Genomic DNA, 16,455 nt, shown 5'->3' on the forward strand with positions numbered 1-16,455 from the left:
GATTACGTACTGTTCTGCCCTGTTGTTTTCTCCTTCGCTCTTCTGGGGAGAGGGAATAGATTACGTACTGTTCTGCCCAGTTGTTTTCCCCTTCGCTCTTCTGGGGAGAGGGAATAGATTGTGTACTGTTCTGCCCTGTTGTTTTCCCCCTCACCCCTCTGGGGAGAGGGCCGGGGTGAGGGGCAATTACAGCCCCCATACCTCGCATTCCACGCCGTTCACCAGCAATCGACGCCTTTCTCCCTCAGGCAAAGACAGCTTAATCTCGCGCCACGCGGGCAAATAATCCCCCTTGCGGCTAAAGGCCACGTTAATCTCGTTGGCTGAGCAGGTTATTTCCCAGCTAAGCCAGAGCGCGTTGCCTTCTTTATAGCCCCAGGATTCTCCGTCATCCTCAAACAACACGCCGTGGGACGTCCCGGTCCCCTGCAGCGGGTAAATTTTTAGCTCACGAACGGTATCGTCCTGCGGGGAAACGTAGCTGATGCGTTCGCTGTGAGGCAGAGCCGCACCGGCGCGAACCAGCAATGGCAAACGCTCAAGCGGGGCGGGCAGGGTGATGGTCTGGCCGCCGCTAAACCACTGGCCGGAATAATAGTCGTACCAGCCGTGCTCATTGGCCGGCAGCCATAAAGTACGTTCGCGTTGTCCTGGTTCCACCATGCTTGCCACCAGAAGATCCCGGCCCAGCAGGAATTCATCGCATTCATCAAATGTGTTCACGTCATGTTCATGGTCAAGGAAGGTCGGCCGCAGCATGGGTTCGTCATCCGCATGCGCCTGCCACAGCAGCGTGTAGAAATAGGGCAGAAGGCGATAGCGCAGCTTAATGGCGCTGCGGATGGCCGGAGTCACCGCCGGATACATCCAGGGCTCGTTCACGGTATGGTCATCATTCCACGAATGGATGGTGAAGCGCGGGTGCATCACGCCGTTCTGAACCCAGCGCACGAAAAGCTCGGCGTCAGGTTTATCACCTGAAAAACCGCCAACGTCATGCCCGACGTTAAACAGGCCGGACAGGCTCATGCCGACGCCCATTCGCGTGTTATAGCGCAGCGTATCCCAGCTGGTGCGATTGTCACCGCTCCACGTCTGGACGTAGCGCTGCATCCCGGCGCAGCCGGAACGGGAAATCAGATACGGGCGCTTGTTCGGGGCGAATTTCTGCTGAGCCTCCATTGAGGCTCGCATCATCAGCAACGGCATGACCGGGCGAATATGTTTGATGGCTATCGGTTGGCCAAAGCCGTGACAGCGCGCTTCCCCGTCCCACACTTCGTATTCGTTGTTGTCATTCCAGGTGGAGCCAATACCCATTTCCAGCAGCTGCGTGGTGACGCCAGCCTGCCACCATGTCACCGTGGCCGGGTTGGTGAAGTCCAGATGAGAGCCTTCATCGTCCCAGAAGCTGGAGCGTTCTGGCGCATCGGATTCCGAATCTTTGATAAACAGCCCGGCCGTGGCAGCCTCCTCATAACGCGGATGATCCTGCAGCAGACAAGGCTTGATGTTGGCCGCAAGACGGATACCCGCCGCCATAAACGCCTGGCTCATCACCTTCGGCTGCGGCACCTTTTCATAATTCCAGTTAAACACGTAGCGTTTGTTATTGATGGAGGTGTAGCCCGACGAAAGCTGGAATGAGTCGCAAGGAATCGCGTGCTGCTGGCTCAGCCGAATAAAGTTCATCAGCTGATTTTGGGCGTCGGGTGCGTCGGTGTAATGCATCGTTGAGCCGCTGTAGCCGAGGCTCCATTTTGGCCCGAAGAAGGTTTTCCCGGTCAGGCGCACGAAGGCCTTGGTGACGTCCAGCACGCGCGGGCCGAGAAAAAGGTAATAGTCCAGATCGCCGGCTTCCGCCTGCCAGCGGCGATAGGCCAGATGATAGTTGTCTATCTCGTTGCCCAGATCCAGCCAGCAGCTGCTCAGGTTGTCATAGAACAGGCCAAAGCTGACGTCGTCCCGGCGCGTAATGGTGAAGGGAATATGCTTGTAAAGCGGGTCGGTCGACACCGCGTTATAGCCCATTGCGTCCAGATTACGCATCTCATAGCGCCTGCCGGTGCGGTTAAGCGGCCCGGCTTTTTCACCCAGCCCGTAAAAGCGCTCCCCGGCAAAGCGCCGCTGATAGTGGGCCACGCCATCGCCGTGAGCGTTAAGCTGGTAGGCGCTGGTGGGACGATCGCAGGCGAGGGGCAGCCATTCGCCCTGGGCGGATTTGTATTCCCACTCCAGATAAAGCGGCTGGCGCACGGTCACGCGCAGGCTTTCGCTACTGATGATGAGCCTATCCGATTGCTGTTCCAGCGTGAAGCCGGGCAGGGTAAACCCGGCGTGGCTTTCGCGGTCGCGCCCCTCCCACGGGACATCCTGCTGCGGGGCGATGCTCCAGGTGCGGTCCAGCGCCAGGCCCTGTTGGCGTTTAATCAGCACGCGAAACAGCTTATCTTCCAGCACATACAGGTGCAGCGAATGCATGCCGTCGAGGGTCAGGATAACCTGGCTGTCATCTTGTTTTGCGAGCGTCCAGTTCTTAAGTGTTTTCATGAGAGACCATCCATTCAGGTGCGTTTTGCGCGGCGTTCGGCGATAAATGCCACCAGGAACACCGCGCCGATCAGATCAAAAAAGCCCATGGCGATAAACAGCGGGTTGAAGCCAATCTTGTCGGCGGTCACGCCGATGATCAGAGAGAAGATAAAGCTGGCAATCCAGGCCGCCGAACCGCGCATGCCGTTGACTGTGGCCATCTGGCCTTTATCAAACGAGTCCACCACCAGCGCGCTGAGCATGCAGGAGATAATCTGGTGCCCGAAGCCGCCGATGGAGATAAGCAGGATGGCAATCCAGGGATCTTTGGTGACGGCGACCAGCGCCAGAGAAAGCATCAGGAACGCGCCGGTTACCGAACTCGCCACCACTGAATTGGTGCGCGAGCAGCCAAAAATACGGACGTAAACTTTGGTCAGATAGCCGCTGGCAATGCTGCCGATATCGGCGGCGAGGAACGGCAGCCAGGCGAACATAGCAATCTGTTTGAGATCCATTCCGCGTTCGTTGGCCAGGTAAAGCGGAACCCAAAAGCTCAGGACCGCCCAGGCGGGTTCCGCCATAAAAGCTGGAATGGCGATGCCGTAAAAGCGTTTATTTTTGGAGACGGTTTTCAGGGCGGTGAAAAACGGCAGTTTCACGGCGGGCGGCTCGTTGTCCTGCTTGATGAACGCCAGTTCTTCCTTGCTCAGGTTCGGGTGCTGCTCCGGGTTGTGGTAAAACAGCCACCACAGCACAACCCACCCTAGCGCCAGCGCGCCGCTGAACATAAAGGCACCCTGCCAGCCAAAAAAACTGTGGGCAAAATAGATAATCGGCGGAGCCAGCATTGCGCCGATGGAAAAGCCCACCCCGGCCCAGCCTGCGGCAATCGGTCGCTCTTTTTTCGGGAACCATTCACCCAGCGTTTTGGCGTTGGCGGGCGTGGCTGCGGCCTCCGCACCGCCCATCATGAAGCGCAAAATAGCCAGCTGTAACCAGCTCCCGGCGCCGGCATGCAGCATGCACATCACCGCCCAGATGCTGGCGCAGATCAGAAAGCCGATCTTCAGGCCAATCACGTCTATCAGCCAGCCGCAGAGAGGCTGGAACAGGGTATAGGCCAGCTGAAAAGCACCGACTATCCAGGAATATTGTTCGGTGGTAATGCCGAGGGAGGTTTTCAGTTCAGGCGCCAGGATCCCCAGCGCATTACGCGTGATGTAGTTCACGGTGACGCCAAGTAAGAACAGAACCAGAACCCACCAGCGCAAATGCCGTAAAACGCGTCCTGCCTTAACGGCGGTTATCGGTTGGTCGATGCCATGACTCATAGTTCACTCCACCTTGTAGGGTAATTAGTAGAATTGGTATGCCACTATTTTTGGCGATGGATTTAATTTAATTATTTGATTTTTATATATTTAATTCTATTTGTGTTTTCAGTGAGAACCTTATTGGTTAACAAAATGGAGCGTAATTGAGTTATCAGCCAACCAATAGCGCAATTTTTGCAAATATTTTCACTACCTCGATCCGACGCGAAGAAATAACGCTAAATCTCCGGCACTATGGCGTACTCACAGTCATGAAAATTTTTTCATTTCACAAACGGGCGTCGATCACAAAATGAGTAAAACGCTAAAAATCACCGAAATTGCCGCGCAAACGGGGCTGTCGATAAGCACCGTTTCCCGCGTGCTGGCGGGTAAGGGGAATACCAGCGAGTCGGCCCGCCAACGGGTACTGGCCTGCGCCAAAGCTAAGGGGGTATTGCAGGGCATTGCCGCGGGCAGATTATTGGTCAACAGCCTGGTGGTTTTTGCGCCCCGTCGGGCGTTTGATGAGCGGCTGGACGTCTTCTACTACCGGGTGATGCAGGGCATCGGCAAGGCGCTGGTGCCTCACGACGCCAGGCTGCGCTTCTGCGCGCTGGAAGAGAATGACAGCGATACCGGACTGTTTCTCAGCAAGATGAACGAGCCGGAAACCGAAGCGGCCATTCTGCTGGGGATTGATGATCCGCACATCCACGATCTGGCGGCGGATCTGGGCAAGCCTTGCGTGCTGATCAACTGCCAGGATCGCAAAATGCGTCTTTCAGGCGTGGCGCCGGATCACCTGATGACCGGCCGCTTTGCCGCAAATTATCTGTTCGACATGGGGCATAAAGGCGTACTGACGTTAATGTGCCTGCGTCGCTACACCATGGACCAGCGCCTGGCCGGGATTCGGGATGCGTGGGACAGCCGTAATTTGTCGTTTGATGAGACCCGGCATTTGTTAGTCGCCCAAAGCTTCGGTGCCAAAGAGAGCGAGGCCTTAATCAGCGATTATCTGGCCGTTACGCCGCGACCGGCCTTGCCGAGCGCGCTGTTAGTCGGCGGCGACTTTATGGCGGCAGGTGCCGTTAGTGCTCTGCAAAAAGCAGGGCTGCGCGTGCCGCAGGATATGTCGGTAATGAGCATCGATGGCTTTAACCTGGCCGAAATCCATGACGTGCCTTTAACCTCGGTTCATGTTCCCAGGGACGAGCTGGGTGAGGAGGCGGTTCAACTGCTGCAGCAGCGCCTGATGCGCCCGGAAGCGCCGGTGGTGAATATTCTGTTGGGCGGTACGCTGAAGGTGCAGGCGTCAGTGCGGCGCGTGGGAGCGGGGAAAGGTCGAGTGGCGGTGACCAGCGATAAACTCTACGACTGAGCAGAAAAAAAGCATAAATAAACCCTAAACAGCGCAGGTTCTTTGCCTTGCGCCCGAAGTTTAAATCCCTACTATAGGCCGCGGAAGACTTGCAGTATCTCGTTAGGCGAGGCTCCTGTACAAACATAGGTTGCTGATCTGACGACGTCGAGAGACGCCCAAGATTAGGACAGGTTATATCGAGCGAAGGTATAACCCCAGGTAACTTCCCCCGCTTTAGGGGATACGTTGTGCAGTGCTAAAACCGAGACATGGAGATAGCGTCAGCACTCTCATATCTTGCTTCGCCCCAGGATGAGGACTGTTTATTTTTAAAACAGTAACCGGGGAAAAATCATGACCTTTTCAACTAATACCTCAGCGCACACCCGCGCTTCACTGGCCGTGTCCGTCAAACTGCCATCCTCAGACTCACAAAACACCGTGCTGGCTTACCTGAGCCAGGATTACATCGCTTTACCGCCGGGCACTTCGGTGCAGGATGCGCAGGCGTTGTTCTGTTCGGGCATTAAAAATGAGCAGATCCCGTCGCAGATATTTGTGATGGACGACGATGCTCATCTGTTTGGCCTCGTGCCGGTAAAATCACTGCTGCAGGCCGACAAAGAGGCGCTACTCAGTGATCTGATGCGGCCCGTGGCGTTCTCATTAACGCCGGAAAAAACGCGGCATGAAGCCTGCGTGGATATTAAAAAGGCGGGCGCTAACTACATCCCTGTTTTGAGCTACGGCAAGCTGAAAGGCGTGCTGGGCCCGCAGGAAATCGCTCAGCTGCTTGAGGACGAAAACACGCTGGACAGCCAGCTGCAGGGCGCGTCGTCGCCGCTGGAAACGCCCTATCTGCAAAGCAGCGTCTTTACGCTGTGGCGCAAAAGATCGGTCTGGCTGCTGCTGCTGTTTGTGGCCGAGGCTTACACCAGCTCGGTGATTAAATCGTTTGAAGATCAGCTTGAGGCGGCGATTGCGCTGGCGTTCTTTATCCCGTTGCTGATTGGCACCGGCGGCAATACCGGCACACAAATTACCTCGACGCTGGTCAGGGCGATGGCGCTCGGCGAAGTGGGGCTAAAGGATTTGGGCGCTATTTTGCGCAAGGAGATCTCGGCCTCGGTGCTCATTGCCTTAACCATTGGCACCGCCGGGTTTATTCGGGCCTGGATGCTGGGCGTGGGTATGGAAGTGATGATGGTGGTCAGCCTGACGCTCATCGCTATTACCGTCTGGAGCGCGATTGTTTCTTCGATTATTCCGATGCTGCTTCGTAAGGTGAATATCGATCCGGCCGTGGTGTCGGCGCCGTTTATCACGACCTTAATCGACGGAACCGGGCTGCTGATTTACTTCGAAATCGCCAAGGTGATGCTCACCGATCTGGCGGTCTAAAAATAACGGGGATAATGATATCCCCGTTTTCGTTTTTACCCGCAAACTTCACACTGCGGGTTACGTGCCAGCTTCATCTCTCTGAACTGACAGGTCATCGCATCGTAAAGCACGATTTTCCCGCGCGCTGGGGTGCCGTAGTTTGCCAGCAGCTTGATGGCCTCCATGGCTTCCAGCGAGCCGATAATCCCGACCAGCGGGGCCATAACGCCAGCCTCAACGCAGCTCAGCGTACTTTCGCCAAACAGACGGCTCAGGCAGCGGTAGCAGGGCTCGTTATCCTGATACGTGAAGACGCTAATCTGGCCCTCCATGCGAATGGCCGCCCCGGACACCAGCGGGATCTTATGCTGATGGCAGCCGCGATTGAGCTGGTTGCGTATAGCCACGTTATCCGTGCAGTCCAGCACCACATCGTGGCGGGCGATTAACCCGGAAAGCTGAGGGTATTCGAGCATCGCATTGACGGTGTCGAGTTGGATATGCGGATTAATCGCCGCCAGCGAATCCTGCGCGGAATCCACCTTCGGTTTGCCAATGGTGGCATCGCTGTGCAGCGTTTGCCGCTGGAGGTTTGAGAGCGAAACGGTGTCGAAATCGAGCAGCGTGAGCTGGCCCAAGCCCGCGGCTGCCAGATACTGCGCCGCCGCGCAGCCCAGCCCGCCTAGCCCGACGATGAGCACTCGCGAAGCCTTAAGCTTTTCCTGGCCGTCAAAGTCAAAGCCGCGCAGCACAATCTGGCGGTTGTAGCGCAGCATCTCCTCATCGCTAAGCTCGACCATTTCAGCCTCCGAACAGCGGATTAAACGGTTCGACCTCAACCCATTCCCCGGCCTCTACGTTGCCGCGTTCGCGCTCCAGCACCACAAAACAGTTGGCCTGGCTGAAGGAGCTGAAAATATGCGATCCCTGATGCCCGGTGCTTAACACCTCCAGGTCGCCTTGCTCATTGCGGCGAAGAATGCCGCGCTGGAAGTCGAGGCGGCCAGGCGATTTCTTCAGCTTGCCGACGGTGCGAACGCGCATGCGCGGCGGCAGAGGGCTGGCGATTTGCCCGCTCAGCTTCGCCAGCAGCGGCTGCACTAGCTGGTAGAACGTCAGAGCGGCGGAAACCGGATTGCCCGGCAGGCCGCAGAACCAGCTGTTTTTCAGGCGTCCAAAGGCAAACGGTTTGCCCGGTTTAATCGCCAGCTTCCAGAAGCCGACTTCGCCCAGCTCTTCGAGGATTTGTTTGGTGTAATCGGCTTCGCCCACGGAAACACCGCCGCTGCTGATGACCACATCTGCCCGGCTGTCCGCTTCGTTAAACACCGCGCGAAGGGCCGCCTGGTCATCCCGAACGATGCCGAGGTCGATCACTTCGCAGCCCAGCTGCTTCAGCATGATTTGTACCGCCAGGCGGTTGGTATCGTAGATTTGGCCTTCGGCCAGCGGCTGGCCCGGAAGTTGGAGTTCGTCGCCGGTGGAGAACACCGCCGCACGCACTTTGCGAAAGACCTTCACTTCCGGGATGCCCAGAGAGGCAATCAGCGGCAGTTCAGCGGCGGTTAATTTCACGCCTGCGGCCAGCACGCTGGCGCCCTGATGGATATCCTCACCGCGACGGCGAATATTCTGGCCGTTCTTCACCGGAGCGCTAAAACGCACGCCGCTTTCGGTGACTTCCGTCTCTTCCTGCATCACAACGGCTTCAGCTCCGACAGGGATCGGCGCGCCGGTCATGATGCGCACGCAGGTGCCTGCAGGCCATTCACCGCTAAACGGTTGTCCGGCGAAGGCTTTCCCGGCGACGGGCAGTGCGCCCCCGGCTTTGATATCCGCCAGCCGCACCGCGTAGCCGTCCATTGCTGAGTTATCGAAACCGGGGACATCCAGCGGCGAGACCACCGGGGCCGCCGTGACGCGGCCCGTGGCCAGCAGCAGCGGCAGGGTTTCTGTTTCAGACAACGGATGAATACGGGACAGCATCTGTTCAAGTGCGGTTTCAAGCGGGATCAGCCCGGCGGTAAATTCCATTCATGACTCCTGGGGCAGGGACAAAATAAGGCCTTAGTATGGCAGAAAACGCCGCCTGACGGCATGTCTGGGATCGGTAAAAACCTTTCGTCAGTGGTCGGACATGCGTTACATCACGTTGTCACGTTTCTTCTTTACGCTCGGCCTGCGTGTCAATCGCCATTGGCTATAGTCATTGTGGCTAATAAAAAACCTTGCAAGGAAGAACTGATGATAAGCAAACAAAAAGCATTCAAATTCAGTATGCTGGCCGCCGCTGTGGGCTTCACCTCATCTGCATTTGCCTTTGACTCCCTCACCGTTTTTGGCGACAGCCTCAGCGATACCGGCAACAACGGGCGCTGGACCTGGAACAACAGTCAGAACAAACTCTATGACGAGCAGCTCGCCGCACATTATGGCCTGACGCTGGCGCCTTCCCGCGAAGGTGGGAGCAACTATGCCGCAGGCGGGGGCACCGCTGTGCCCGCGCTTAATCCAGCCGATAATACGCAAAGCCAGGTTCAGCGCTACCTGAGCCAGACCGGTGGGCGGGCGGATGGCAACGGCTTATATATTCACTGGATCGGTGGCAACGATCTTGCCGCGGCCGCCACTCAGCCTGCGCTGGCGCAGGGGATAGCGGCTAACAGCGCGGCCAACGCCGCCGCTCAGGTGGGGGCTTTGCTTGATGCGGGCGCCGGGCTGGTGGTGGTGCCGAACGTTCCGAATATCGGCGCCACGCCAACGCTAATGGAACTGGTACTCAGCGCCGGGCTTGGGGCGGCGGCCACGCCTGCGATTCAGGCTGCCTATGCGTCTTTGGATGCGGCACAAACGCCTGACCTGGCGAGTCGTCAGCAGGCGATTCATCAGGCGTTGCAGGCGGCGGCTTCCGTTGTCAGTGCCAATCCGCTCGTTCAGCAAGGGGTAGCCGCGCAGCTGATAGCCGCCTACGATCGGGCCGTGCAGCAGGCCGCTTTGCTTACCACGTTCTACAACAGCGCCGAAGATCAGGCCCTGCTGCAGCATGGGGGGAATATCGCGCGGGCGGATATCAACGGCGTCTTCCAGGAGATTCTGGCTAATCCTCAGGCCTTCGGTCTGACAAACACCGCCGGGATGGCCTGCCCGCCGGGCGTGGCGGCGACCGACTGCACCAGCGCCACGCCGGGATTTAACGCCGCGCAGGATTATCTGTTTGCCGATCATTTCCACCCGAGCCCGCAGGTTCACAGCATCATTGCCCAGTACATTGAGTCGATTATCGTCGCGCCCGTCCAGGTCACACGCCTGAACCAGGGCACGCAGGCGATGGTGCGCGGCAGCCGGGCAACGCTTGACAGCCGCTATCAGCAGTTGCGGCAGGGTGATAACGCCGCAGGTTCACTGGGCGTGTTTGGCGGCTACAGCGGCGGGTATCAGCGGTACAGCGGCAATAGCGAAACCGGCGACGGCAAAGGTAACACCAATAACCTGACGGTCGGTCTCGACTATCAGCTGAACGAAAACGTGGTGCTGGGCGGGCTGATCGCCGGTTCGCTGGACAATCAGCGCCCGGACGACGGCTACCGCTACGATACCCGAGGTTTTCAGGCGGCGCTCTTTGGCCAGCTTCGCGCGGGCCAGGCCTGGCTGAACGGGGACGTGCATTATCTCTCTGCCGACTTCACCAATATTCAGCGCGATATCACCCTGGGGCAGCTTACCCGCACGGAAAAAGGCGACACCGACGGCAGGCTGTATGGCGCGCGATTGACGGCTGGCTACGATATCCCCGTCACGGCCTGGCTAACCACGGGGCCGGTGCTGCAGTACGCCTGGGATTACAGCCACGTAAACGGCTACAGCGAAAACGGCAGCAGCAGCACGGCTATGCGCTTTGGCGACCAGAACGGCCATTCGCAAATCGGCAGCGCGGGCTGGCGCGTGGACACGAAGCTGGGCGTCATTAATCCCTGGGCGCAGGCAAGCTATCGCCATCAGTTCGGCGATGACAGTTATCGTGCGAACGGCGGCCTCAAATCCACGGCGCTGACCTTCAGCCGCACCGGTGCTCAGCTGGATAAAAACTGGGCCGATATCGCCATCGGGGCAGATATGCCGCTTTCGAATACCGTGTCCGCATTCGCGGCGGTGGCACAAACGGCAGGCTTAAGCGACGGGAACCAGACCAGCTACAACGTGGGGATCAGCGCGAAGTTCTAAGATTTTGTTATTACCACAGAAATAGCGGCTTTGGTTTAATTGGCCGCTATTTCTCCTTCCCGCCAGGGCGGAAAAAGGCTCATAGAGTAAAGTCAATTTTCTTTACAACACTTTTACGTCTTTCTATATTCAAAAATCGTATCAATGTTTGGCAACGATTCTGATATTTATAGAAAAAACGCTGCCGGATATCACTTTCTACAGGCAATGCCGAATGACCAAAGCCGTTATCGCTATTCATGGCGGGGCCGGAGCCCTGACCCGCGCCCACCTGACGCCGGAAAAAGAGCTGCAATTTATTAGCGCACTCTCCGACATTGTTGAAGCCGGGCAGCAGATCCTTGAACGCGGCGGCAGCGCGCTGGACGCGGTGACCGAGGCGGTGCGCCTGCTCGAAGAATGCCCGCTGTTCAACGCCGGGAAAGGATCTGTGTTCACCAGTGATGGTACACATGAGCTGGACGCCTGCGTGATGGATGGCAACAGCCTGAATGCCGGGGCGGTGGCGGGCGTGAGCCATATTCGCAACCCGATCCTGGCGGCAAGATTAGTGCTGGAAAACAGCCCGCACGTGCTGATGATTGGCGAAGGGGCGGAGCGTTTTGCCGCGCAGAATGGGCTTGAGCCGGTCGAGGCCACGCTCTTTTCGACCGAAGAACGCTATCAGCAGCTGCTGCGCGCCCGTGAAAGTCAACAGACTCTGCTGGATCATGACGGGGCTGAGCCGATTGATGCCGATAAAAAATTTGGCACGGTAGGCGCAGTGGCGCTGGATAAACTGGGGAATCTGGCGGCGGCAACGTCCACCGGCGGAATGACCAACAAACTGCCGGGCCGGGTAGGGGATTCTCCCTTAGTCGGCGCGGGCTGCTATGCCAACAACGCCAACGTGGCCGTGTCCTGCACCGGCACGGGCGAAGTTTTTATCCGCACGCTGGCGGCCTACGATATTGCGGCCCTGATGGAGTATGCCGGACTAAGTCTGCAGCAGGCCGTTGACCGCGTGGTGATGGAGAAACTGCCCGCGCTAGGCGGCAGCGGCGGCATGATTGCCATCGACAATCAGGGGAACGTCGCGCTGCCGTTTAACAGCGAAGGAATGTACCGTGGCTTTGGCTTTGTCGGCGATGCCCCGAACGTAGGAATTTATCGTGACCAGGAGAGTTAATGCCGCACAGCCATGAGCTACCGGACGAGCAGGTGCTTGCCGTTAGCGATCTCAATATTCGCTTTCGCCAACAGCAGCAGGTTACCGACGCGGTACGCCACCTGTCGTTGACCCTTAACCGGGGCGAAACGCTGGCTATCGTGGGCGAGTCTGGTTCCGGGAAGTCGGTCACGGCGATGGCGCTGATGCGCCTGCTGGAGCAGGGCGGCGGGCAGGTTAGCTGCGACAAGCTGCTGCTGCGTCGGCGTAATAAAGAGGTGCTGAACCTGCCCGAGCTGAGCAACGCCCAGATGCGTCGCGTGCGCGGGGCGGATGTGGCCATGATTTTCCAGGAGCCGATGACCTCGCTTAATCCGGTGTTCACCGTGGGCGAACAAATCGCTGAGTCCATCCGTTTACATCAAAAGCTGGATGGACGTGCGGCGCTGGCGGAAGCAAAGCGCATGTTAGAACGCGTGCGTATTCCTGAGGCACAGGCCATCCTGAACCGCTATCCGCACCAGCTTTCCGGGGGGATGCGCCAGCGAGTGATGATTGCTATGGCGCTCTCCTGCCGCCCGGCGGTATTGATCGCCGATGAACCGACAACTGCCCTCGACGTGACTATTCAGGCACAAATCCTGCAGCTTATTCGCGTTCTGCAGGATGAAATGCAGATGGGCGTCATTTTTATCACCCACGATATGGGCGTGGTGGCGGACATCGCCGACAGGGTGCTGGTGATGTACCGGGGGGAAGCGGTTGAAACCGGCACCGTGGAGCAAATATTCCAGAACCCGCAGCACGCCTACACCCAGGCTTTGCTGGCTGCCGTACCAAGGCTTGGCGCCATGAACGGCAGCGATTTACCGCGCAAATTCCCGCTGATAGTCCCAGGCCAACCGAATAAGCAAGAGCCCGAAACCGAGCAGGATACGATTCCTCCCGGCGCGAAGCCGGTGCTTGAAGTTCGCGATCTGGTGACCCGCTTCCCGCTGCGTAGCGGAATATTCAACCGGGTGACGCGCCAGGTGCATGCCGTTGAAAAGGTGAGTTTTGATTTATTGCCCGGCGAAACGCTGGCGCTGGTGGGCGAGTCCGGCTGTGGTAAATCGACCACCGGGCGCTCGCTGCTGCGGCTGGTGGAAACCCAGGGCGGCACCATCACCTTTAACGGTCAGCGTATTGATAATTTGCCTAACGGCGAGCTGCAGCACGTTCGCAAAGACATTCAGTTTATTTTCCAGGATCCGTATGCCTCGCTGGATCCGCGCCAGACCGTCGGCTACTCCATTATGGAGCCGCTGCTGGTGCACCAGGCGATGCCTAAAGAAGAGGCCCAGCAGCGCGTCGCCTGGCTGCTTGAGCGAGTCGGTTTACAGCCTGAGCACGCGTGGCGTTACCCGCATGAGTTCTCCGGCGGCCAGCGGCAGAGGGTTTGTATTGCCCGCGCGCTGGCGCTGAATCCGAAGGTGGTGATTGCCGACGAATCCGTCTCGGCGCTGGATGTGTCGATTCGGGCGCAAATCGTTAACCTGCTGCTCGACCTGCAGCGCGAATTTGGCATCGCTTTTCTGTTTATTTCCCACGACATGGCCGTCGTGGAACGCATCAGCCATCGCGTGGCGGTCATGTATCTGGGCCAGATTGTTGAAATTGGCCCGCGCCGCGCCGTGTTTGAAAACCCGCAGCATCCGTACACCCGCAAACTTATGGCGGCGGTACCGGTGGCTGACCCAACCCGCAAGGGACGCAAGCCTGTTTTAGTGTCTGATGAGATCCCCAGCGCCACGCGCAGCCTGGGGGATGAACCGCACGTAGCACCGCTGGTTGCGGTGGGGCCGGGACATTTTGTCGCCCGCCACCCCATCGGCAGCAGTGAAAATCGCCTATAAAGGAAAACAATAATGACAGCTAACACAACGCAAAAATGGCTGCTGGCGGCGGGACTTGCCTCCGCCGTTATCGCCACGCCCGCTTTCGCTGCTAAAGATGTCGTCGTAGCGGTGGCCTCAAACTTCACCACGCTCGATCCTTACGACGCGAATGACACACTGTCCCAGGCGGTGGCCAAATCGTTCTATCAGGGGCTGTTCGGGCTTGATAAAGACATGAAACTGCAGAACGTGCTGGCAGAAAGCTACAAAGTGTCTGGCGACGGCCTGGTGTACACCATCAAGCTGCGCACTGGCGTGAAGTTCCAGGACGGCACTGACTTCAATGCCGATGCGGTAAAAGCGAACCTCGATCGCGCCAGCAACCCGGACAACCACCTCAAGCGCTATAACCTGTATAAAACCATTGCCAAAACGGAGGTGGTCGATCCTTCCACGGTGAAAATCACCTTAAAAGAGCCGTTCTCGGCGTTCATCAATATTCTGGCCCACCCGGCGACGGCGATGATCTCCCCGGCTGCGCTGCAAAAATACGGCAAAGATATCGGCTTCCATCCGGTGGGGACCGGCCCGTATCAGCTGGATACCTGGAACCAGACCGATTTTGTGAAGGTGAAGAAATTCGCCGGTTACTGGCAGCAAGGCCTGCCGAAGCTGGACAGCATTACCTGGCGCCCGGTCGTGGATAACAATACCCGTGCGGCGATGCTGCAAACCGGCGAGGCGCAGTTCGCGTTCCCGATCCCTTACGAGCAGGCGGGCGTGCTGGAGAAAAACAGCAAGCTTGAGCTGGTTGCCTCGCCGTCGATCATGCAGCGCTACATCAGCATGAACGTCACCCAAAAACCGTTTGATAACCCGAAAGTCCGCGAAGCCATCAACTATGCGATTAACCGCCAGGCGCTGGTGAAAGTGGCGTTCTCCGGCTTCGCTACGCCAGCAGAAGGCGTGGTGCCGCCGTCGCTTGCCTATGCCGAGAAATTCAAACCCTGGCCTTATGACCCAGCCAAAGCCAAAGCGCTGCTGAAAGAAGCGGGCTTCCCGAACGGCTTTGAAACCACGCTTTGGTCCTCCCACAACCACAGTACCGCGCAGAAAGTGCTGCAGTTTACCCAGCAGCAGCTGGCGCAGGTGGGTATCAAGGTGAAAGTGACGGCGATGGACGCCGGGCAGCGTGCTGCCGAAGTGGAAGCAAAAGGGCAGAAAGAGAGTGGCGTGAGAATGTTCTACACCGGCTGGTCAGCGTCAACCGGCGAGGCTGACTGGGCGCTGTCGCCGCTGTTTGCTTCCCAGAACTGGCCACCAACGCTGTTTAACACCGCGTTTTACAGCAATCCGCAGGTGGACAAAGACCTGGCCGATGCGCTGAAAACCACTCAACCGGAAGAGAAGGCGAAGCTGTACAAAGACGCGCAGGATACGATCTGGAAAGAGTCTCCGTGGGTGCCGCTGGTGGTGGAAAAACTGGTTTCTGCCCACAGCAAAAATCTCACCGGGTTCTATGTGATGCCGGATACCGGGTTTAGTTTTGATAATGCGGATCTGAAGTAGCGTGATAATGACCCTCACCCCGGCCCTCTCCCTAAAAGGGAGAGGGGGAAAACTAAGCCTGTTGGTGCCTTGTCTCTTGATTTCCTCTCCCCTCTGGGGAGAGGGTTAGGGTGAGGGGCCGCGATGTTTAACTATTTCCTCAAACGCCTTTTGGGCCTGATCCCGACGCTGTTCATCGTGGCGGTGCTGGTATTCCTGTTCGTGCATCTGCTGCCCGGCGACCCGGCGCGGCTGATTGCCGGGCCGGAAGCGGACGCCACGGTCATCGAACTTGTTCGCAAACAGCTGGGATTGGATCAACCGCTGTGGCGGCAGTTCCTGCATTACATCACGCACGTCGTGCAGGGGGACTTTGGCACCTCGCTGGTTTCGCGCCGCCCTGTGTCTGAAGAGATTGCCAGCCGCTTTATGCCCACGCTGTGGCTGACGCTGACCAGCATGGCATGGGCGACGCTGTTTGGCCTGGTGACCGGCATTGTGGCCGCCGTCTGGCGCAACCGCTGGCCGGATCGCCTGAGCATGACGATTGCCGTGTCCGGCATTTCATTCCCGGCCTTCGCGCTGGGAATGCTGCTGATGCAGGTTTTCTCGGTTGAGCTGGGCTGGCTGCCCACGGTGGGGGCCGACAGCTGGCAGCACTACATTCTGCCGTCCATTACCCTTGGGGCGGCGGTGGCGGCGGTCATGGCGAGATTCACCCGCGCGTCGTTTGTGGATGTGCTGCACGAAGATTATATGCGTACCGCCAGGGCGAAAGGCGTGAGCGAAACGCTGATCGTGGTAAAACACGGCCTGCGTAACGCCATGATCCCGGTGATCACCATGATGGGGTTGCAGTTTGGCTTCCTGCTCGGTGGGTCTATTGTGGTGGAAAAAGTGTTTAACTGGCCGGGATTAGGGCGCCTGCTGGTGGATTCAGTGGAGATGCGTGATTACCCGGTTATTCAGGCCGAGGTTCTGCTGTTTTCGCTGGAGTTTATTGTGATCAACTTAGTGGTGGATCTGCTATATGCCGCCATTAACCCGGCCATCAGGTACAAATAA

General features: G+C 57.9%; 11 protein-coding genes and 1 riboswitch. Of the genes, 7 read left to right on the plus strand and 4 right to left on the minus strand.

Annotation, left to right across the window (positions count from 1 at the left end; translation table 11 throughout):
* Positions 1–186: 186 nt before the first annotated feature.
* Positions 187–2,550: a glycoside hydrolase family 31 protein gene (locus F3J28_RS02480; RefSeq protein WP_166872359.1), complete on the minus strand. Its 2,364-nt coding sequence runs from the start codon at positions 2,548–2,550 to the stop codon at positions 187–189.
* A gap of 14 nt (positions 2,551–2,564) precedes the next feature.
* Entirely contained in the window at positions 2,565–3,866 is a 1,302-nt protein-coding gene (locus F3J28_RS02485; RefSeq protein ID WP_166872362.1) for an MFS transporter, read from the minus strand.
* 295 nt (positions 3,867–4,161) lie between these two features.
* Here F3J28_RS02485 and F3J28_RS02490 point away from each other — a divergent pair, with 295 nt between their 5' ends.
* On the plus strand, positions 4,162–5,232 hold the full coding sequence (locus F3J28_RS02490) for a LacI family DNA-binding transcriptional regulator (RefSeq protein WP_166872365.1): 1,071 nt from the start codon (positions 4,162–4,164) through the stop codon (positions 5,230–5,232).
* Between the two features lie 91 nt (positions 5,233–5,323).
* Positions 5,324–5,496, plus strand: a riboswitch (M-box (ykoK) riboswitch).
* 72 nt (positions 5,497–5,568) lie between these two features.
* The gene (locus F3J28_RS02495; RefSeq protein ID WP_205247064.1) at positions 5,569–6,615 is read left to right on the plus strand and encodes a magnesium transporter; all 1,047 of its coding nucleotides are present in this window, start codon (positions 5,569–5,571) and stop codon (positions 6,613–6,615) included.
* A 35-nt stretch (positions 6,616–6,650) separates the two neighbouring features.
* Here F3J28_RS02495 and moeB read toward each other — a convergent pair whose 3' ends face one another.
* A complete protein-coding gene (gene moeB, locus F3J28_RS02500) occupies positions 6,651–7,397 on the minus strand; it encodes a molybdopterin-synthase adenylyltransferase MoeB (RefSeq protein WP_166872368.1) in 747 nt (248 codons plus the stop codon).
* A gap of 1 nt (position 7,398) precedes the next feature.
* On the minus strand, positions 7,399–8,631 hold the full coding sequence (moeA, locus tag F3J28_RS02505; RefSeq protein ID WP_166872371.1) for a molybdopterin molybdotransferase MoeA: 1,233 nt from the start codon (positions 8,629–8,631) through the stop codon (positions 7,399–7,401).
* A gap of 243 nt (positions 8,632–8,874) precedes the next feature.
* Between moeA and F3J28_RS02510 the strand changes: the two genes are divergently transcribed.
* The 5 genes from F3J28_RS02510 (at position 8,875) to gsiC (ending at position 16,455) form a co-directional block, all read left to right on the plus strand.
* Positions 8,875–10,818, plus strand: coding sequence for an autotransporter outer membrane beta-barrel domain-containing protein (locus F3J28_RS02510; RefSeq protein ID WP_502706893.1), 1,944 nt, complete (start codon positions 8,875–8,877; stop codon positions 10,816–10,818).
* Positions 10,819–11,032: 214 nt separating this feature from the next.
* On the plus strand, positions 11,033–11,986 hold the full coding sequence (iaaA, locus tag F3J28_RS02515) for a beta-aspartyl-peptidase (RefSeq protein WP_166872377.1): 954 nt from the start codon (positions 11,033–11,035) through the stop codon (positions 11,984–11,986).
* Positions 11,986–13,860 carry a glutathione ABC transporter ATP-binding protein GsiA gene (gsiA, locus tag F3J28_RS02520; protein WP_166872381.1) on the plus strand — a complete coding sequence of 625 codons (1,875 nt, stop codon included), beginning with the start codon at positions 11,986–11,988 and terminating at the stop codon, positions 13,858–13,860. Before iaaA ends, gsiA begins: the two co-directional genes overlap by 1 nt.
* A 12-nt stretch (positions 13,861–13,872) precedes the next feature.
* Complete coding sequence (gsiB, locus tag F3J28_RS02525) at positions 13,873–15,411, plus strand: glutathione ABC transporter substrate-binding protein GsiB (RefSeq protein WP_166872384.1); 1,539 nt, start codon at positions 13,873–13,875, stop codon at positions 15,409–15,411.
* Positions 15,412–15,534: 123 nt separating this feature from the next.
* Positions 15,535–16,455, plus strand: coding sequence for a glutathione ABC transporter permease GsiC (gene gsiC / locus F3J28_RS02530; RefSeq protein ID WP_166872389.1), 921 nt, complete (start codon positions 15,535–15,537; stop codon positions 16,453–16,455).

This window comes from Enterobacter sp. Ap-1006 (assembly GCF_011752835.1).
Lineage (GTDB): Bacteria > Pseudomonadota > Gammaproteobacteria > Enterobacterales > Enterobacteriaceae > Cedecea.

What these genes read in the sequence shown, in the direction of transcription:
- F3J28_RS02480 (WP_166872359.1), bottom strand. Translation starts at nt 2,550, where the DNA reads ATGAAAACACTTAAGAACTGGACGCTCGCAAAACAAGATGACAGCCAG.
- F3J28_RS02485 (WP_166872362.1), bottom strand. Translation starts at nt 3,866, where the DNA reads ATGAGTCATGGCATCGACCAACCGATAACCGCCGTTAAGGCAGGACGC.
- F3J28_RS02490 (WP_166872365.1), top strand. Translation starts at nt 4,162, where the DNA reads ATGAGTAAAACGCTAAAAATCACCGAAATTGCCGCGCAAACGGGGCTG.
- F3J28_RS02495 (WP_205247064.1), top strand. Translation starts at nt 5,569, where the DNA reads ATGACCTTTTCAACTAATACCTCAGCGCACACCCGCGCTTCACTGGCC.
- moeB (WP_166872368.1), bottom strand. Translation starts at nt 7,397, where the DNA reads ATGGTCGAGCTTAGCGATGAGGAGATGCTGCGCTACAACCGCCAGATT.
- moeA (WP_166872371.1), bottom strand. Translation starts at nt 8,631, where the DNA reads ATGGAATTTACCGCCGGGCTGATCCCGCTTGAAACCGCACTTGAACAG.
- F3J28_RS02510 (WP_502706893.1), top strand. Translation starts at nt 8,875, where the DNA reads ATGCTGGCCGCCGCTGTGGGCTTCACCTCATCTGCATTTGCCTTTGAC.
- iaaA (WP_166872377.1), top strand. Translation starts at nt 11,033, where the DNA reads ATGACCAAAGCCGTTATCGCTATTCATGGCGGGGCCGGAGCCCTGACC.
- gsiA (WP_166872381.1), top strand. Translation starts at nt 11,986, where the DNA reads ATGCCGCACAGCCATGAGCTACCGGACGAGCAGGTGCTTGCCGTTAGC.
- gsiB (WP_166872384.1), top strand. Translation starts at nt 13,873, where the DNA reads ATGACAGCTAACACAACGCAAAAATGGCTGCTGGCGGCGGGACTTGCC.
- gsiC (WP_166872389.1), top strand. Translation starts at nt 15,535, where the DNA reads ATGTTTAACTATTTCCTCAAACGCCTTTTGGGCCTGATCCCGACGCTG.